Origin of the sequence: Saccharopolyspora sp. 7B (genome assembly GCF_020177435.1) — a bacterium.
Lineage (GTDB): Bacteria > Actinomycetota > Actinomycetes > Mycobacteriales > Pseudonocardiaceae > Saccharopolyspora_C > Saccharopolyspora_C gregorii.
The window spans coordinates 21,363-39,527 of record NZ_JAIUKC010000042.1 but is presented as its reverse complement, the minus strand read 5'-3'; the positions used below and the strand labels follow the sequence as shown (position 1 = coordinate 39,527).

Genomic DNA, 18,165 nt, shown 5'->3' with positions numbered 1-18,165 from the left:
CTCCCCCCCCCCCCCGGGGGCCCCCCCCCCCCCCCCCCCCCCCCCCCCCCCCCGCCGCCCCCCCGCCCCCCCCGCCCCCCCCCGCGCCCGCCCCCCCCGGGGGGGGGCGCGCCCGGGACGGGAGCGGCCGGGACGGGAGCGGCCGAAGCGAGGCCGTGCTCGGCCGAGACCGCGGCCGCTTCCTGCGACCTGCCGCGGGCGGCCAGGATCGCCGGGGACTCCGGCAGCAGCCGGACCGCCACCGGTAACAGCACCACCGCGGGCACCGCGCCCGCGACGAACACCCAGCGCCACCCGGCGGTGTCGACCAGCACCAGCGCGATGAGCGGCGCGAGCGCCCCGCCCGCCTGGTGCGCGGTCATGATCACCCCGGTGGCCAGCGCCCGGCGGTTCCCCGGCCAGAACTCCATGCCGTAGGCGATGGCGATCGGCAGCAGCGCACCGAGCCCGAAACCGCACAGCAGCCGGCAGAACCCGAACGCGACCGCGCTCCCGGCCAGCCCGGAGCCGAGGGTCGCGGCGGTGAACAGCGCCACCGAGGCGAAGACCGCCGGGCGGCGCCCTACCCAGCGGGTGACGGTGCCGGACAGGACGGTGCCGACGAGCATCCCGAAGGTGGTGGCGCTGCCGATCTCGCCCGCGGTCGCGTCGGTGAGCCCGAGCTGCCCGGAGCCGATCATCTCGGGCAGCACCGAGCCGTAGACGAAGGTGTCGATGCCGTCGAGCAGCACCAGCGCCCAGCACAGCGCGATGACGACCGCGCGCCGCCGGGCGGTCGGGTCGGGGGTGGTCGTGGTCCGGTTCATGGCGGGCTCCTCGCTGCCGACCTGTGCACTACCGGGTGGGGACCTGTCGAGGTGGAGAACTGCCGAGCTTCGAACGGTCCGGCCGGAGAACCGCCGGACGACGCGGGGTCAGTCGACCGGCGGTGTGCCGTGGGTGTGGAAGGACTCGATGGTCTGCAGGCCCCAGGCCTGGCCCCGCGCCCGTTCCCGCTCGGTCCAGGTGATCAGCGGCCAGTCGGGGGCGAGCACCAGGCGGGTCAGCGGGTTGCACAGCTCGACCCGGTTGCCACCGGGTTCGTAGACGTAGAGGAAGAAGGTCTGCTGGATGGCGTGCTTGTGCGGCCCGGTCTCGATGAACACGCCGGTGTCGACGGCGAGGTCGGCGGCGCGCAGCACGTCCTCGCGGGTGTCGGTGGCGAAGGCGATGTGGTGCAGCCGTCCCGAGGAGCCGGTGCGGTCCTTGGTGTGCACGAGGTCGTAGGACTTCTGGGTGAAGGTCTGCCAGCGGGCGGCGATCTCGCCGTCGTCCAGCCGGATCTGCTCGGTGGGGCGGGCACCGAGCACGTCGACGAGGAAGCCGCTGGCCCGCGCGACGTCGGCGGCGAGGTAGTTGACGTGGTCGAGCCTGCGGACTCCGACGCCGTGGCCGGGTTTGGCCTGCGGCTGGTTCTTCAGCGCGGGCGCGAGTTCGTCGGGCGCCTCGTACCAGGACGTCTCGTGGTAGAGCGCGATCTCGTGCCCGTCCGGGTCGACCGTGGTCCACAGTGGACCGATACCGGGTTCGTCGCGCACCCACCGCCCGCTGCCGCCCGCGGCCCGCACCGCCGCCGTGCGGCGCTCCAGGGCTTCGGCGGAGGAGCAGCGCAGCGCGGTGCGGCCGACGCCCGGCCGGTCGCGGCGGGTCACCACCAGGCTGTGGTGCTCGTAGTCGTCCCAGGTGCGCAGGTAGGTGTGGTCCCCGTCCTGCGCGGTGGTGGTGAGCCCGAGGAATTCGGTGCAGAAGGCCACCGTGTCCGCGGGGCACGGCGTGAACAGCTGGACGTGCCCGAGGTGGGCGACGTCGCCGAGCGGCGGGCGCGTGGGCGTGTCGGCGACCATCCGCGCGAGGGTGGTGAGCTGCTCCGGGACGGGGTTCTTCGGGACGGGGTGCTCCGGGAGCGGGTTCTCCTGGGCTGGCTCTTCCGGGACCGGGTTCATGCGACCTCTCCTCCGAAGGGTTCAGCGACCGGTGGCGGGTTCCGGCGCCGCCGACTCGGCGCGCAGCCGGATCTTGCGGGTGGCGGGTCCGAACAGCGCTAGCGCGATCGCCCCCACCACCCAGGTTCCCGCGATGAAGTAGAAGACGGTCCGGTAACCGTGGCCGCTGTAGAGCGCGGCGATGATCAGCGGCCCGAAGGCGTTGGACAACCGGCCCAGCCCGTAGGAGATCGAGGTGCCCAGCGACCGGCCGCCGGTGTCGTAGAGCTCCGGCGAGTAGGCGTAGGCCAGCGAGGTGTAGCCGCGCTCGAACAGGTTCACCAGGAACCCGAACACGACGACCAGCACCGGCAGGAACGTCAACCCGTACAGCAGGCCGGAACCGGCGATGATCAGGCCGAAGACCACCAGCGCCCACTTGCGCTCGAACCGGTCGGTGACCTGCGCGGCCAGGAACGACCCGAGCGGCGCGCCGACGGTGGTGAGCGCGACGAAGAAGATGGAGTCCTCCACGCTGACGCCCTCGGCGGCCAGCAGCGTCGGCGCCCACGAGGAGAAGCCGAAGAACCCGATGGTCTGGGTGATCCACAGGACCGAGAGCAGCACGGTCGGGAACAGGAACTTGCGCTGCTTGAGCAGGCGCAGCCCCGGTTTCGCGGTGGCCGCCCCCGCGACCGGTTCGGCGGCGGCGGGCAGGGCACCGTGCTCGTCGACGGCCTCGTCCTCCAGCCGCCGCAGGACCGCCTCGGCCTCCTCGCGGCGGCCGCGGCTCTCCAGCCATTGCGGGGATTCGACGAGCTTGCGCAGGAAGAACAGGAACAGCACGCCGAGCGCGCCCCACAGGTACACCAGCCGCCAGGTCTGCTCCCCCATCGGCACGACCAGCGCGGCGATCAGGTTGGTGACCGGGGTCCCGCAGATGCCGATCATGATCACGTAGGCCTGGAACTTGCCGCGCTTCGCCCGCGGGAACAGCTCGTTGAGGTACACGACCGCGACCACGGTCATCGCGGCGAGCCCGGCGCTGGTCAGCACCCGGAACACGCCCATCGAGGCGATGTCCCAGGCGAACACCGTCGCCAGCGACCACACCGAGAACCACACCGTGGTCAACGTCAGCGTCCGCTTCCGGCCCAGCCGGTCGGCCATCCCACCGGCCACCACCGACCCGAGGAACATGCCGACGAACGACAGCGAGGTCACGTAGGCGATGTGGCCGACGTCGGCGCCCCACTGCTCGCGGACCTTCGGCGCGGTGATGGCGAAGGTGTTGATGTCGGCGAACTCGAAGAAGTACGCGAACGCCAGCGCGGCGATCGTGGTCCGGTGGAACCGGGAGATCGGCAACCGGTCGAGCCGGTTCGCCGAGTTCGCGGCCCGTTCGTCGCCGTTGACGGGGTGCTGCACTGCGGTCTCCTCGGGGCGGGCCGGGCTTCGTCGCCCGGCCGTGGATCAGGCCTGCTCGTCCGGCCAGTACAGGCGCATCGGGTTGTCCACCAGCAGCGCCTGCCGCTGCTGCGGGGTGACCGCGATCCGCGGGACGTGGTCGAGCAGGAGCCCGTCGTCGGGCATGTGGTCGGTGAGGTTCGGGTGCGGCCAGTCGGTGCCCCACAGCACCCGGTCCGGGAAGGCCTCGACGGCGCGGCGCGCGAAGGGCACCACGTCGGCGTAGGCGTGCCGCTCGCCGTCGAGCGCGGGCGGGCCGGTGCGGGACAGGCGTTCCGGGCAGGAGACCTTGACCCACGCGCGGTGGCGGTCCGCGAACTCCAGGAACCGGCTGAACTCCGGCCCGTCCGGGTCCTGCGCGACGTCGGGGCGGCCCAGGTGGTCGATCACGATCGGCACCGGCAGGCTCGGCGCGAACTCCTCGATGTCGGGCAGGTCGCGGGCCTCGAAGTAGAGCACGACGTGCCAGCCCAGCGGCGCGATCTTCTCGGCGATGGCCCGCAGGGTCCGGGTCGGCGCGGTGTCGACCAGCCGCTTGACGAAGTTGAACCGCACGCCGCGCACCCCGGCCGCGTGCAGCCGCTCCAGCTCGGCGCGGGTGACGTCACCGTCCACCGCGGACACCCCGCGGGCTCGGCCGCCGGAGGCCCGCAGCGCGTCGACCAGGGCGCTGTTGTCGGTGCCGTGGCAGGTGGCCTGCACGATCACGTTGCGGGAGAGGCCGAGGTGGTCGCGCAACGCGAACAGCTGCTCCTTGCCCGCGTCGACCGGGGTGTACTTGCGCTCGGCGGCGAACGGGAAGCGCGCGGCGGGCCCGAACACGTGGCAGTGCGCGTCGACCGAGCCCGCGGGCGGGACGAACGCCGGGGTGCTCGGTTCCGGGTGCCAGGGCAGCCACCCCGGGGTGACTTCGGTGCTCATGGGGTTCTCCTCCTGCCGCCGGGGCGGCGTGCGTCGTTGCACGGGATCGCCGGTTCCCGCTCCGGGACCCGGAGTTCAGTCCCGGTAGGTCAGTCCCATGGCTTCGAGCTTCGGGCGCATGCCGTAGAGGTCCAGGCCGAGCTCGCCCTCCTGGAACCGCGCGCGCTTGCCCGCTTCCCCGGACTCCCGCTTCGCGGCGGCCGCCGCCACCTCCGATGCCTTCGCGGCGGGAACCACGACCACTCCATCGGTGTCGGCCACGATGACGTCGCCCGGTTCGACCAGCGCGTTGGCGACGACGACCGGCACGTTCACCGAGCCGAGGGTGGCCTTGACGGTGCCCTTCGCGTTGATGGCGCGGGAGAACACCGGGAAGTCCATGGCGCGCAGCTCGTCGACGTCGCGGCAACCGCCGTCGATGACCAGCCCCTTCGCGCCGCGGGCGCGCAGCGAGGTGGCGAGCAGTTCGCCGAAGAAGCCGTCCTCGCATTCCGTGGTGCAGCCGGCGACCAGCACGTCGCCCTCCTGCACCTGCTCGGCGGCGACGTGCAGCATCCAGTTGTCCCCGGGCTGCAGCAGCGCGGTGACGGCGGTGCCGCAGACCCGCGCCCCTTCGTAGACGGGGCGGACGTAGGGCCGCAGCAGCCCGACCCGGCCCAGCGCCTCGTGGACCGTGGCGACGCCGAAGTCCGCGAGGGCTTCGACGGCGTCCCGGTCGGCGCGCTGGACGGTTCGGTGGACGATTCCGAGTTCGTGCACGGTGCTCCTTCGGTTCAGCGGCCCTGCGCGGTCAGGCGCGCGTCCAGCCGGGGGTAGGCGCGGCGGGCGTTGCCCGCCTCGATGGCGGCGAGGGATTCGGCGGTGAGCCCGGCGTGCTCGACGTAGCGGCGGGTGTCGTCGAAGTGGTGCCCCGTGCGGGGGTCGATGCCGCGCACCGCGCCGACCATCTCCGAGGCGAACAGCACCGACTCGTGCGGGATCACGTCCAGCAGCAGGTCGATGCCCGGCTGGTGGTAGACGCAGGTGTCGAAGAAGACGTTGCCCAGCAGCGCTTCCTCCGGCTCCGGCTTGCCCAGCGCTTGGGCGAGCCCGCGGAACCGGCCCCAGTGGTAGGGCACCGCACCGCCGCCGTGCGGGATCACCAGGCGCAGCTCGGGGAAGTCGGCGAACAGATCTCCCTGCAGCAGCTGCATGAACGCGGTGGTGTCGGCGTTGAGGTAGTGCGCGCCGGTGGTGTGGAACGCCGCGTTGCAGCTGGTGGACACGTGCACCATCGCGGGCACGTCCAGCTCGACGAGCTTCTCCCACACCGGGTACCAGTGCCGGTCGGTCAGCGGCGGGGCGGTCCAGTGCCCGCCGGAGGGGTCGGGGTTGATGTTCACCGCGACCGCGCCGAGTTCCCGCACCACCCGCTCCAGCTCGGGCAGGGTCGTCGCCGGATCGACCCCGGGCGACTGCGGCAGCATCGCGCCGGGCGCGAACCGCTCCGGGTAGAGCTCCGAGACCCGGTGGCACAGGTCGTTGCAGATCCGCGCCCACGCCGCGGAGGTCGCGAAGTCCCCGACGTGGTGCGCCATGAACGAGGCGCGCGGGGAGAAGACGGTGACGTCGATGCCGCGCTCGTCCATCTGCCGCAGCTGGTGGGCTTCCAGGGACTCGCGGATCTCGTCGTCGCTGATCACCGGGCCCGCCGGGTCGGGCCGCAGCGCCGGGTCGGCCAGCCCGGCGACCTGCGCGTCGCGCCAGCGGCCGAGCGGCTCGGGGGCGGTGGTGTAGTGGCCGTGCACGTCGATGATCACGCGGAACGCTCCTCGGCAGCGGGATTCCAGAGGGCGGCGGGTACGAGGACCTCGCCGGACATCAGCAGGCGGGCGGTGCGCAGCAGTCCCGAGCGCAGTACCCGGCCGGGTTCGGCGGGGTCGAGCCCCAGGGTGACGCTGAACTCGCCGGACGGGTGCTCCACCGAGACGGTGGGTTCGGTGCCGCGGACCTCGGCGGCCACCTCGCGGGCGACGCTGCCCTCCAGCACGCACGCGGTGGCGGCGGTGACCGCGGCCAGCACGCCGATCGAGCGGTGCGCGACCCGCGGGATGAGGCTGCGGGTGGACAGGTCGCCGCCGTGCCGGGGCGGCGCGACGAGCGTCATCTTCGGGTAGTTCTTCGCCTCGACGTCGCCGAGCCCCATCGCGCGGCCGCAGACCAGCCGCAGCGCCTCCACCTTCGCCCGGAGCTCCGCGTCGGCGTCGATCTCGGCGGGGTCCTCGTAGCCGGTGGAGCCGAGCCGCGCGGCTTGGACGACCACCAGCGGCTGCCCGTTGTCGATCAGCGTCACGTCCACCGCGCCGAGCCCGGGGACTTCGACGGTGTCCCGCGTGTTCCCGGTGGGCAGCAGCGAACCGGCCACCGAGCCCGCGGTGTCCAGGAACCCGATCTCGACCGGCGCGGCGGTGCCGGGGACGCCGTCGATGCGCGCGTCGCCCGCGTACTCGACGTGCCTGGTCCCGTCCGGTCCGGCGGGCGTGCGGACGGTGATCTCGGCGACCATGCCGGTGTTGCGGGTGAGCACGCGGGCGGTGGTGCGGTCGGCGTCCGGGACGACCATGCCGGTCTCGACGGCGAACGGGAGCACCGCGGCGAGCATGTTCCCGCAGTTCGCGGTCGTGTCGACGGTGCTCCCGCCGGGCTGCACCTGGCCGAACGTCCACTCCACGTCCACGCCGGGGCGCTCGCTCGGGCGCACGATCCCGACCTTGCTGGTCAGCGGGTGCGCTCCCCCGAGCCCGTCGATCTGCCGCTCGTCCGGGGAACCGAGCGCGGCCAGCAGCACCGCGTCGCGGGTGGGAACGTCCGCGGGCAGCGCCCGCTCGTCGAAGAACGGTCCCCGCGAGGTGCCGCCCCGCAGGAACAGGCACGGGACCGCGGTCTGCGCGCCGCGGCGGTGCGAGCGCGCGGCCGGTCCGGCGTCGGCGGGCATGGCATTCCTCCTCCGAGGTGCCGCGGGTGCGGCGTCCTCCGTGGGCATGCCGAGCAACCTAAACTATGAACACGATTGTTAACAATCCCTTAGACAAAATCAGGTTCGGTGGGTGGTCCCGGACCTCGGGGGCCTGGCGGACCGGATGCCGCGCCCGCGCTCCGGCACCAGCACGTTGCCAGCGCTGCGACCAGGGGCGGGGCGCCATAGCATCGCATCCGCCACGGCCCTCCAGCGCCTGCGAGGAGTGCGGATGTCCGAACAACACGGCGGCTCCGACGACCCGGAGCTCGCGGGCTTCGACGAGGAGCCGGACCTGTCGGCGGCGGAGCGGGACCTGCGTGGTGTGCCCACCCGGACGCCCGCGGGGGATCCGATCCGGAACGTGTACTACGTGGCGTTCGTGGCCGCGCTGGGCGGCCTGCTGTACGGGTACGACACCGGGGTCATCTCCGGCACCCTGATCCAGATCGCCCAGGACTTCGGCATCACCGAGTCCTACCGGCTGTTCGGCGCCACCATCCCCGGCCACACCATCGAAGAGATGATCACCGCCTCGATCCTGGTCGGCGCGGTGGTGGGCGCGCTCGGCGCGGGCTGGTTCGCGATGCGGTTCGGCCGCCGGTCGACGATCATCACCGTCGCGGTGATCTTCGCGGTCGGCGTGGTGCTGGCCGGGCTCTCCCCCGAACCGCTGACGCTGATCGGCAGCAGGCTGCTGCTGGGGCTGGCGGTGGGTGGCTGCACCCAGACCATCCCGACCTACATCGCCGAGCTGTCCCCGCCGGAGCGCCGCGGTGGTTTCGTCACCTTCTTCAACGTCGCGATCGGCATCGGCATCCTCTCCGCCGCGCTGGTCAACGTGGTGTTCCGCGAAGCCGGCTGGCACTGGAAGATCATGGTCGCGGTGGTGCCCGCGGTCCTGCTGGTCCTCGGCATGCTCCGGGCCCCCGAGAGCCCGCGCTGGCTGGTGCACCACGACCACGTCGACGCGGCGCGGATGGTGCTGCGGTGGGTCCGGCCCGACGGTCCGGCCGCCGACCGCGAGGTGCGCGGGATCGAGCACGTGCTCCAGCGGGAGAACGAGGCCCGCGGCGGCCCGTGGTCGGCCCTGGGCGAGAAGTGGCTGCGCCCGGCGCTGGTCGCGGGCCTGGCGGTCGCGATCTTCACCCAGATCACCGGGCTGGAGATGATGATCTACTACACGCCGGTCATCCTGACCATGGTCGGCTTCTCGTCCGGGTTCTCGCTGTGGGCCAACGTCGGCGTCGGCGTCGTGTACGTGGTGATGACGCTGGTCGGCAAGCTGGTCGTCGACCGGATCGGACGCCGCAGCCTGATGCTGGCGATGCTGCCCGGGTCGGCGATCTCGATCGCGCTGTTCGGGCTGCTGTTCCTGGTCTCCGGCCAGCGGCCGGACCCGTGGCTCGCCCTGGCGCTGCTGCTGGCGTTCATGTTCTTCCAGGCGGGCGGCATCCAGGTCGTCGGCTGGCTGATCGGCTCGGAGATCTACCCGCTGCGGATCCGGCCCGCCGCCACCGGCCTGCACGCCGCCGCGCTGTGGGGGGCGAACCTGCTGGTCACCTCGACGGCGCTCACCCTCGTCAACGCGCTCACCCTGGGTGGGGCGATGCTGGTCTACGCCGCGCTGAACGTCATGGCCTGGGTGGTCGTGCTGCTCCGCGTGCCCGAGACGAAGGGCCGGTCGCTGGAGACCATCGAGCGCAGCCTGAAGCGCGGGACCTTCCTGCCCGAACCGGTGCGGCACAGGTCCTGACGCCGCCGCGCGGGCGGTCTCACCAGCTGCGCGCCGCGGCGCGCAGCTCCCCGAGGACCGACCGGAGGTGGTGGCCGAGCGCGCGGGTCGAGGCGGGCGGCGTCCGCTAGCGGCGGACCCGGCCGGCTCACCCGAGCGCGAGCAGCTCCTCGGCGGCGGTGGCGTCGGTGACGAGGCCGTGGATGAGGCCGGAGCGGATCGCCGCGAGCATCGCCTTGGTCTTCGTGGCGCCGCCGCCGACGGCGATCACCTCGGGCACCGCGCGCAGCAGCTCCGCCGGGATCGCGATGCAGCGGTCCTCCAGCCCGGAGACCACGCCGCCCTGCACGTTGAGCAGCGTCCCGCACACCTCGGCCTGCACGCCCTTGGCGAGCAGCGCCCGCCGCTCCTCCACCGGCAGCGAGTCGTGCATCTTCGAATCCGGCGGGTCCCAGCTGCCGACGCCGACGACCGCCCGCGTCACCGTCCTGTGCAGCTCCAGCGCCCGGGCGATCCCGGGCTGGCTGCGCAGGCCGCGGGCCGTGGTGGTGTCGGCGACGACGAACGGCGCGTAGATCGGGCTGGCCGGGCCGCCGTTGACCGCCGACACCTGCCGCACCAGCTCGACGGTGTTCTCCGAGACCGAACCGGCGACCCCGGTCAGCTGCACCACCGGGCAGGTCGCCAGCTGGGTCAGCGACTCGGGGATCGAACCGAGCGTGCGGCCCCAGGCGACGCCGAGGCAGTCGTCCTCGGTCACCACGTCGCCGAGCAGCTCGGCGGCGACCTTGCCGAGCTGGCGCCGCCGGGTGGCCGCGTCGTCGGCCGTGACCACGGCGAGCGCCCGCTTCAACCCGAAGTGGCGGCGCAGCCGGTCCGAGAGCCCGGCGTCCACACCGGACGGGAGTTCGACGGTGATGCGCACGATCCCCGCCGCGTGCGCGGCGTCGAGCAGCCGCGCCACCTGGAACCGCGACAGCGCGAGGTCCTCCGCGATCTGGGACTTCGTCCGCTTCTCGAAGTAGTGCTTCGTCGCGACGAGCGCGGCCAGCATCTGGCGCTCCGGACCCACCTGGACTCCCGACTGGCGTGACGACCGCTCATATGAGCGGCCGGTGTTGACTGATGAGCGGGGCGGGTCCGAAGGTAGCACCTCGTCGACATCGGGGTCCGACGCGCGAGGAGAGCAGTGCACGGCAACGCGACAGGACCGGCTCACCGGAGCCGGGCCGGGCGGTGGGGACGAACCACCGCCTCCGGTCGAGGCTGCCCGGCCCCTCGCCGCGAGCACGACCCGGCCTACGAGCGCTCGGCTGATCGGCGCCTCGCCGGCCCGGCACGGCCGGGTCCTCCCCGTATCCCGCTGCCCCGCACCGGCCCACCGGGCGGGGCGGCGGCGACGACTGCGGAACCGGCCGGCTCGGGACGGCGCCGGAGGAGCGGACTCCGCGCCGAGTCCGCCCGTCCGGCCCGCCCCGGCCGCGCCGGTCTCCGCTCCCCCGTTGGCCCACGGCCCGCTGGGCGCTCGCGGTGGCGGAGTGCACCTCGCCCCCGCGTGCAGCAGCCTGCCCCTGGCAACGGAGCTGATCCGCCCCCTCCGGCGGGCGGATCGATGATCGAGAAGTGGAACCACTGGAGGCAAAGGTGCCGAACCCCATTCCCAGCCGGATGTCGGCTGTCGTCGTCCACGGCCCGGAGGACTACCGCCTGGAAGAGGTGGACGTCCCCGCACCGGCCGCGGGCGAGTTGTTGATCGAAGTGGAAGCGGTCGGCGTCTGCGCCAGCGACCTGAAGTGCTACCACGGCGCCGCGAAGTTCTGGGGCGACGAGAACCGCCCCGCCTGGGCGCAGAAGGGGATCATCCCCGGCCACGAGTTCGTCGGCACCGTCGTGTCCGGTGATGAGGAGGCGCTGCAGCACCACAAGGTGGAGGTCGGCGACCGGATCGCCTGCGAGCAGATCGTGCCCTGCGAGGAGTGCCGGTACTGCCGCCGCGGCGAGTACTGGATGTGCGGGCCGCACGACATGTTCGGCTTCCGCAACTACCACGGCGCCATGGCCCAGTACACGCTGGTGCCGAAGAAGGCCCGCGCGCACAAGGTCTCGCACGACCTGAAGCCGGAGCACGCCGCCTACGCCGAACCGCTGTCCTGCGCGCTGCACGCGGTGGAGCGCGCCGACATCAAGTTCGGCGACGTGGTCGTCGTCGCGGGCTGCGGCCCCATCGGCCTCGGCCTGATCGCCGGTGCGCGGCAGAAAAACCCGATGACGCTGGTCGCGCTGGACCTCGACGACGACAAGCTCGAACTGGGCCGCCGCTGCGGCGCCGACGTCACCTTCAACCCGCTGAAGGACGACGTGGTCGCCAAGGTCGCCGAACTGACCGAGGGCTACGGCGCCGACGTCTACCTGGAGGGCACCGGTGCCACCCCGGCGGTCGGGCAGGGGCTGAACCTGCTGCGCAAGCTCGGGACCTACGTGGAGTACTCGGTGTTCGGCTCGGACGTGACGGTCGACTGGTCGATCATCTCCGACGACAAGGAGCTCAACGTCCTCGGCGCGCACCTCGGGCCGCACTGCTGGCCCGCGGCGATCAAGCTGCTGGAGCAGGGCAAGATCCCGGTCGACGAGATCTGCACCCACCAGCTCGGTTTGAGCGAGTTCCAGCAGGCCCTCGACCTGGTCGCCGACACCTCGGGTGCGTCGGTCAAGGTCTCGATCCTGCCCAACGCGTGAAGGGCGGGACGAACATGACCACCACCGAGACCACCGGCGCGCAGCGCGAGACCTTCCTCGACCGGGTCGGCATCCCGCACTCGCTGCGCTGGGGATTCTTCGCCGTGCTCGTCTTCATGACCGGCAACGGCACCGAGACCAACTTCATCTCGCCGCACATCGAGACCGTGCTCGACAGCCCCGCCACCACGGTGAGCACGATCATCTCCATGTACGGCGTGTCCGTGCTGGTGGGCAGCTACCTGTCCGGCGTGCTGGCCGACCTGTGGGGGCCGCGCCGCGTGATGCAGCTCGGCGCCGCCGTGTGGGTGGTGTTCGAGGCGCTGTTCCTGGTCGCGCTCGGCACCGGCAGCATGCCGCTGGTGTTCCTGACCTACTTCCTGCGCGGGTTCGGCTATCCGCTGTTCGCGTTCGCGTTCCTGGTGTGGGTCAACGTGGTCACGCCGGTGGAGCGCAACGGCAAGGCCGTCGGCTGGTTCTACGTGATGTTCACCGGTGGCCTGCCCACGCTGGGTTCGCTCTACGCGCTGGGCATGATCCCCGTCTTCGGCGGCGGCACCGGCGGCGAGACCGGGGCGATGATCGCCTCCATCGCGCTCGTGGTGATCGGCTTCCTGATCGCGCAGTTCGCGGTGCACGAACCGCACGGTGACCGCCGCGTCGCCGCCGCGGAGCTGTCCACCGGCGAGGTGCTGACCGCGGGCCTGCGGCTCACCGCGCGCCGGCCGAAGATCCTGATGGGCTTCCTGGTGCGGCTGATCAACACCGCGCCGCAGTACGGCATGTTCATCATCCTGCCGACGGTCATCGCCGACGAGCTCGGCTGGGGCCAGTCCCGCTGGCTGGTCATGACCACGCTGGTCTACGCGTCGAACATCCTGCTCAACGCCGTGTTCGGCGCCATCGGCGACAAGTGGGGCTGGCGGCGCACCGTGCAGTGGTTCGGCGTCTTCGGCTCCGCGCTCGGCCTGCTCGCCTGGTGGTACGTGGCGCACCTGGTCCCCGCCGGTTCGGCGTGGGGCTTCTGGGCCGCGACCGCCGCGGGCTGCGTGTTCGGCGCGCTGCTCGCCGGGTTCGTCCCGATGGGCGCGATCATGCCCGCGCTCGCTCCCGAGCAGAAGGGCGCCGCGATGGCCATGTACACCACCGCGGCCGGCGGTGCGGCGTTCCTCGGCGCGGCCGTCCCGGCCGTCGTGCTCGCCATCGGGCTCGGCAACGCCGGCGTGGTGTGGGCGTTCGTCCTGCTCTACGTGGCCGCGTTCATCATGGTCGGCTACCTGAAGGTGCCGGAGGACGAGAACCGGCGGGCGGTGGCCGCGAGCCGCTGACCCGTTCCGCTCGACGCAGGTCCGCCCGTGCCGCACGGGCGGACCTGCTCGTGTTCGGGACCCGTACCGGGCGGGCGGCACCTCGCCACCGTCCACATCGGCCGGACGGGTGTCCTGGATCACGTGCCGCGACGGGATTTCGGGCGGGAATCCGCTTGACCGTGCCGCGACGGCCGGGCGTGTGCTGGGCGCATGCCGCTCACCGCCGCCACCTACCTCGCCTCGCACCTGCTGAGCCTGCTCGGCAACGGGATCGCCGCGGTCGCGCTGCCGCTGATCGTGCTGCAGACCACCGGGAGCCCGCTGGGCACCGCGGTCCTCGCCGGAGCGACCGCGATCCCCGCCGTGGTGGTCGGCCTGCTCGGCGGGGTCGTGATCGACCGGATCGACCGGCGCACCGCCTCGGCGGTCTCCGACCTCGTCTCCGCCGCATCGGTCGCCGCGCTGCCCCTGGTCGACCTGCTGTGGGGCCTGAACCTGACCTGGTTCGTCCTGCTGGGGATCCTCGGCTCGTTCGGGGACGTGCCCGGCACGACGGCGCGCGAAGTGCTCGCGCCCGCGGTGGCGCGGCACGCCGGGATCGACCTGACCCGGTTGATCGGCCTGCGCCAGACCACGACCTCCGCGGCCCTGGTGATCGGCCCGGCGGCGGCCGGCCTGCTGCTCGCCACCTTCGACGCCACCTCGGTGCTGTGGATCACCGCGGGGACCTCGGCCGCGGCGGCGCTGCTGACGCGGACGCTGCCGCGCGGGCTCGGCGCGGTCGAGGCCACCGCGGCGCCGCGCCGCTCGGTGCTGCGGGAACTCGGCGAGGGCTTCGCCGTGGTGGGGCGCAGCCGGTTCCTGCTCGGCACATCCGGGATCGTCGTCGGCCTCGCCGTGGCGCTCGGCGGGTTGCAGGGCCTGGTGATGCCGCTGTACTTCGACCGCATCGCCCGGCCCGACCTGCTCGGGCTGGTGCTCACCGCGCTCGCCGCCGGGATGCTGGGCGGCGCGGCGCTCTACGGCGCCGTCGGGCGGCGGCTCGGCACCCGGACGTGGCTGTCGATCGGATTCGCCCTCACCACCGCCGGATTCCTGCTGATGGCGTCCCTGCTCGCCCCGGCCGCGGTGTTCGCGGGCGCCGCCTTGCTCGGCCTGGGCAACTCCGTGGTCGGCGCGGTCGTCGGGGTGCTGCAGGTCGAACGCACCAGCGGTGCGGTGCGCGGGCGGGTGCTCAGCCTCAAGACCACGCTGCTGACCGTCGCCGCCCCCGCCGGGATCGGGCTGGCCGGGGTGGTGGCCGAGCACGGGACGCCGGTCCTCGCCGGGCTCAGCGTCGCCGGGGTGTGGGTGCTGGTGCTGGCGGCCGTGCTCGGCACCCGCGCGCTGCGCGACGTGGCACCGGCGTCGGCCCCCTCCCCCGCCCGCGGCTGAGGACGCGGTGCGCACCGCGCGCCACGCGGCATGTGGTGGGCTGGTGCCCGCCCCGGGGCCCGCCCGCAGCGGAGCACCGGCGGCGGCGCGGAGCGCACCACCGGCTCGGCGACGCGATCACACCGGCGTGACCAGGAGGAACCGACCATGCAGACCATCCGCCACGACCGCACCGACGGCGTCCTCGTCGTCACGCTGGAACGCCCGGACCAGCTCAACGCCTTCACCGTCACCATGGCCGACGAGCTGGAGGAGACCTTCGTCCGGGCCGCCGCCGACGACTCGGTGCGCGCGGTCGTCGTCACCGGTGCCGGGCGAGCCTTCTGCGCCGGCATGGACCTCAGCGCGGAGGGCAACGTGTTCGGCCTGGACGAGTCGAAGCGGCCGACGCTCACCGACCTGGCCGACCTGTCCGATCCGGAGCTGGCCCGCGTCCGCGACACCGGCGGCCGCGTCACCCTCGCCGTGCACGACTGCACCAAGCCCGTCATCGCCGCCATCAACGGCGCCGCCGTGGGCATCGGGGCGACGATGACGCTGGCGATGGACGCGCGCCTGATGTCGAGCAGGGCGCGCTTCGGCCTCGTGTTCGGGCGGCTCGGCATCGTGCCGGAGGCCGCGTCCTCCTGGTTCCTGCCGCGCATCGTCGGACTGCCCCGGGCACTGGACCTGGCTTACCGGGCGGACATCCTCGACGCGGCGGCCGCCGCGGAAGCCGGGCTCGCGAACGCCGTGCACGAGCCCGACGCGCTGCTCGACGAGGCGCTGCGGCTCGCCGACGCCTGGACCAGGGACCGCTCGCCCGTCGCGACCGCGCTGACCCGCCAGCTGATGCGCCGCGGCAGCGCCCTCGCGCACCCGCGCGACGCGCATCGGCTCGACTCGCTCGCGATGTTCTACACCAGCATCGGCGACGGCGCCGAAGGCGTCGCCGCCTTCCGGGAGAAGCGCGCGCCCGAATTCCGCGGCAAGGCCTCCGACCTGCCCGCCTTCCACGCCGAATGGCTCGACGAGCAGCGGTGATCGCCGGCGTCAGGGGTGGCGGGCGAGGCCGCGTTCGTCGTGGGTGGCGGCGGGCCGGGAGCGGTCCAGGGCGCGGTCGAGGACGTCGTCCCTCTTCGCGCGGCGGGGGCCATCGTCACGCGTCGTAGTCCACGGTGACCTCGTCGGAGCAGGGCAGGCTCTGGCAGGTGAGCACGAAGCCCGCGTCCACTTCGGACCGTTCCAGGGCGAAGTTGCGGCGCATGTCGACCTCGCCGCGGGTGACCAACGCGCGGCAGGTCCCGCACACCCCGCCCTTGCAGGCGAACGGCAGGTCGGGCCGGGAGCGCTGCGCACCGTCCAAGATGGACGCATCGCGGGACAGCGAGATCGTGGTGGCCCGGCCGTCGAGCACGACGGTGACCTCGGTGGCCGCGCCGCCCACCGCCGCGTCCGGATGCCGCACCGGTGCGGGCGGGGCGTCGTCGACGAAGAACAGCTCCAGGTGGATGCGGTCCTCGGCGACCCCGGCGCCGACCAGGTGGTCGCGGGCGGCGGTGACCAGCTCGAACGGTCCGCACAGCCACCAGTGGTCCACCGCGTCGAGGTCACCGAGCAGCGGGCCGAGCGCGGCGAGCTTCGCCGGGTCGAGCCTGCCGGTGAACAGTTCGGCCTCGCGCGGTTCCCGGGACAGCACGTGGATCAGCTCCAGCCGCGCCGGGTGGCGGTCCTTCAGGTCGGCGATGTCGTCGGCGAACATCACCGTGTCGGCCCGCCGGTTGCCGTACAGCAGCGTCACCGAGGCGTCGGGTTCGCGCAGCACCGTCGCCGCGATCGACAGCATCGGCGTGATGCCGGAGCCCGCGGCGATGAGCACGTGCCTGCCGGGCACGCCCGGTTCCGGGGTGAAGTTCCCGGTGGGCGTGCCGACCTCGACCTCGTCGCCGGGGCGCAGGTCGTGCACGAGCCAGGTGGAGAACAGCCCGTCCGGCACCTCCCGCACCCCGATCCGCGGTGCGGTCCCTTCCGGGGAGCAGATCGAGTAGGAGCGCCGTTCCTCGCGCCCGTCGATGGTGCGCCGCAGCGTCAGCGACTGCCCGGCGCGGAACGCGTACGCCCCGGCGAGCTCGTCGGGCACCGCGAAGGTCACCGCCACGGCGTCGTCGCACAGCCGGGAGACGTCGGCGACGCGCAGCACGTGGAACTCACCGCGCAGCCGGGACGCAACGGGGGTGCTCACGTCAGATCTCCTTCACGTGCTCGAACGGTTCGGCGCAGGAGCGGCAGCGGCGCAGCGCCTTGCACGCGGTCGCGGCGAACCGGGACACCTCGACGGTGTCGGGCGAACCGCACCGCGGGCAGGACACCCGCCGCACGGTGGGGCCGAGGGTCAGCGGGATCGGCCCGGCCGCCGGCCGCGGCCCGGTGCCGGGCGGGGCGACGCCCGCTTCGGCGAGCTTGCGGCGCCCGTCCGCGCTGATCCAGTCGCTGCTCCAGGCCGGGGTGAGCACGGTGCGGATCTCCACCTCGCGGTATCCGGCGCCGCGCAGCGCGTGCTCCAGGTCGTCGCGCATGGTGTCCATCGCCGGGCACCCCGAGTAGGTCGGCGTGATCGTGACGACGACCCGGCCGCCGGACTCCGACACCTCGCGCAGCACGCCGAGGTCGGCGAGGGTGAGCATCGGCAGCTCCGGGTCCACCACCGCCGCGGCGACGGTGCGCGCGTCCTGCCGCAGGCCGGTCACCACGTCGCCCCCGGCATCGCCCGGGCCACGCTCTGCAGCTCGGCCAGCAGGAATCCCATCGCTTCGGTGTGCACGCCGTCGCGGCCGGTCCGGTTCGAGACCCCGGCGATCGGTGCCGCGTCCGGCTCGGCCAGCGTCGCGGCGGCGAACACCTGCGCCAGCACCGCGTCGAACTCGGCGCGCAGCCCGGCCGGGTCGACGCCGACGCCGTCCGCGGCGAGCGCCTCCTCCACGGGATGGGTGGTGAACAGCTCGGCCACGTACGGCCACACCGCCGCGAGCCCAGCGGTGACGCGCTGGTGGGAGTGCTCGGTGCCGTCGCCGAGGCGCACCACCCACTGCGCGGCGTAGTCGCGATGGTAGGTGACCTCCTTGACGCCCTTGTCGGCGATCGCGGCCAGCACCGGGTCGCGGGAGCCGGTGAGCCGCTGCAGCAGCGCGAGCCGCCAGGTGGCGAACACCAGCAGCCGGGCGACCAGTTCGCCGAAGTCGCCGCGTTCCAGCTCGACGAGCCGGACGTTGCGGAACTCGTGCTCGGCGCGGGAGAACGCGTAGTCGTCCTCACCCCGCCCCCGGCCCTCCGCCTTCCCGGCGCGGGCGAGGAGCAGCCGCGCCTGGCCCAGCAGGTCGAGGCCGATGTTCGCGATCGCCACCTCGTCCTCCAGCTCGGGCGCCCGGGTGCACCACTCCTGCAACCGGTGCGAGAGGACCAGCGCGTCGTCGCCGAGCATCAGGCAGTACGCGGCGAGCGCGGCGTCGTCCACGCCGCCCGGGACGGTGGTGTCCACTCCGGACAGCGGGTCCTCGAAGCCGGTGCCGAACGCCCAGCGGGCGTCGCCCTCCTCGGTGAGGGCTTCGTAGGCGTTGTCGAAGGACATCG

At 73.2% G+C, this 18,165-nt stretch carries 16 protein-coding genes (1 of these 16 cut by a window edge); 5 read left to right on the top strand and 11 right to left on the bottom strand.

Features of this window, described 5'->3' with window-relative positions; all coding sequences use genetic code 11:
• The 7 genes from LCD33_RS08360 to LCD33_RS08330 form a co-directional block, all read right to left on the bottom strand.
• Positions 1-806: the 5' portion of an MFS transporter gene (locus LCD33_RS08360; RefSeq protein WP_224977697.1), read on the bottom strand. 736 nt of this gene lie to the left of the window's left edge; the window shows 806 of its 1,542 coding nt (coding positions 1-806); the start codon lies at positions 804-806; its stop codon lies off the left edge, out of view.
• Positions 807-914: 108 nt separating this feature from the next.
• Positions 915-1,982: a VOC family protein gene (locus LCD33_RS08355; protein ID WP_224955745.1), complete on the bottom strand. Its 1,068-nt coding sequence runs from the start codon at positions 1,980-1,982 to the stop codon at positions 915-917.
• A 21-nt stretch (positions 1,983-2,003) separates the two neighbouring features.
• Positions 2,004-3,389 (bottom strand): MFS transporter, encoded by a 1,386-nt coding sequence (locus LCD33_RS08350; RefSeq protein ID WP_224977696.1) that lies wholly within the window; start codon positions 3,387-3,389, stop codon positions 2,004-2,006.
• Between the two features lie 45 nt (positions 3,390-3,434).
• Positions 3,435-4,349 (bottom strand): amidohydrolase family protein, encoded by a 915-nt coding sequence (locus LCD33_RS08345; RefSeq protein ID WP_224955747.1) that lies wholly within the window; start codon positions 4,347-4,349, stop codon positions 3,435-3,437.
• 75 nt (positions 4,350-4,424) lie between these two features.
• Positions 4,425-5,108 (bottom strand): 4-carboxy-4-hydroxy-2-oxoadipate aldolase/oxaloacetate decarboxylase, encoded by a 684-nt coding sequence (gene ligK / locus LCD33_RS08340; protein WP_224955748.1) that lies wholly within the window; start codon positions 5,106-5,108, stop codon positions 4,425-4,427.
• Between the two features lie 14 nt (positions 5,109-5,122).
• On the bottom strand, positions 5,123-6,148 hold the full coding sequence (locus tag LCD33_RS08335; protein ID WP_224977695.1) for an amidohydrolase family protein: 1,026 nt from the start codon (positions 6,146-6,148) through the stop codon (positions 5,123-5,125).
• Entirely contained in the window at positions 6,145-7,323 is a 1,179-nt protein-coding gene (locus tag LCD33_RS08330) for a 4-oxalomesaconate tautomerase (protein ID WP_224955750.1), read from the bottom strand. Before LCD33_RS08330 ends, LCD33_RS08335 begins: the two co-directional genes overlap by 4 nt.
• 253 nt (positions 7,324-7,576) lie before the next feature.
• Here LCD33_RS08330 and LCD33_RS08325 point away from each other — a divergent pair, with 253 nt between their 5' ends.
• A complete protein-coding gene (locus LCD33_RS08325; RefSeq protein WP_224967021.1) occupies positions 7,577-9,100 on the top strand; it encodes a sugar porter family MFS transporter in 1,524 nt (507 codons plus the stop codon).
• A gap of 127 nt (positions 9,101-9,227) precedes the next feature.
• Here LCD33_RS08325 and LCD33_RS08320 read toward each other — a convergent pair whose 3' ends face one another.
• Positions 9,228-10,151, bottom strand: coding sequence for a sugar-binding transcriptional regulator (locus LCD33_RS08320; RefSeq protein ID WP_224955752.1), 924 nt, complete (start codon positions 10,149-10,151; stop codon positions 9,228-9,230).
• A 572-nt stretch (positions 10,152-10,723) separates the two neighbouring features.
• Between LCD33_RS08320 and LCD33_RS08315 the strand changes: the two genes are divergently transcribed.
• The 4 genes from LCD33_RS08315 to LCD33_RS08300 all read left to right on the top strand — a co-directional run bounded on the left by LCD33_RS08315 (position 10,724) and on the right by LCD33_RS08300 (position 15,582).
• Positions 10,724-11,815 (top strand): alcohol dehydrogenase catalytic domain-containing protein, encoded by a 1,092-nt coding sequence (locus LCD33_RS08315; RefSeq protein WP_224967022.1) that lies wholly within the window; start codon positions 10,724-10,726, stop codon positions 11,813-11,815.
• A 14-nt stretch (positions 11,816-11,829) separates the two neighbouring features.
• Positions 11,830-13,143, top strand: a complete 1,314-nt coding sequence (locus LCD33_RS08310; protein WP_224955754.1) for an RbtT/DalT/CsbX family MFS transporter — start codon at positions 11,830-11,832, stop codon at positions 13,141-13,143.
• Between the two features lie 192 nt (positions 13,144-13,335).
• A complete protein-coding gene (locus LCD33_RS08305; protein WP_224977694.1) occupies positions 13,336-14,559 on the top strand; it encodes an MFS transporter in 1,224 nt (407 codons plus the stop codon).
• A 147-nt stretch (positions 14,560-14,706) separates the two neighbouring features.
• Positions 14,707-15,582, top strand: a complete 876-nt coding sequence (locus tag LCD33_RS08300) for a crotonase/enoyl-CoA hydratase family protein (RefSeq protein WP_255617185.1) — start codon at positions 14,707-14,709, stop codon at positions 15,580-15,582.
• Positions 15,583-15,697: 115 nt separating this feature from the next.
• Here LCD33_RS08300 and paaE read toward each other — a convergent pair whose 3' ends face one another.
• Genes paaE through paaC form a run of 3 tightly spaced genes read right to left on the bottom strand, consistent with a single transcriptional unit; the run spans position 15,698 to position 18,163 of the window.
• Positions 15,698-16,780 (bottom strand): 1,2-phenylacetyl-CoA epoxidase subunit PaaE, encoded by a 1,083-nt coding sequence (gene paaE, locus LCD33_RS08295; protein ID WP_224977692.1) that lies wholly within the window; start codon positions 16,778-16,780, stop codon positions 15,698-15,700.
• Between the two features lies 1 nt (position 16,781).
• On the bottom strand, positions 16,782-17,288 hold the full coding sequence (gene paaD / locus LCD33_RS08290) for a 1,2-phenylacetyl-CoA epoxidase subunit PaaD (protein WP_224955758.1): 507 nt from the start codon (positions 17,286-17,288) through the stop codon (positions 16,782-16,784).
• Positions 17,282-18,163: a 1,2-phenylacetyl-CoA epoxidase subunit PaaC gene (gene paaC, locus LCD33_RS08285; protein ID WP_224955759.1), complete on the bottom strand. Its 882-nt coding sequence runs from the start codon at positions 18,161-18,163 to the stop codon at positions 17,282-17,284. Before paaC ends, paaD begins: the two co-directional genes overlap by 7 nt.
• Positions 18,164-18,165: the final 2 nt, after the last annotated feature.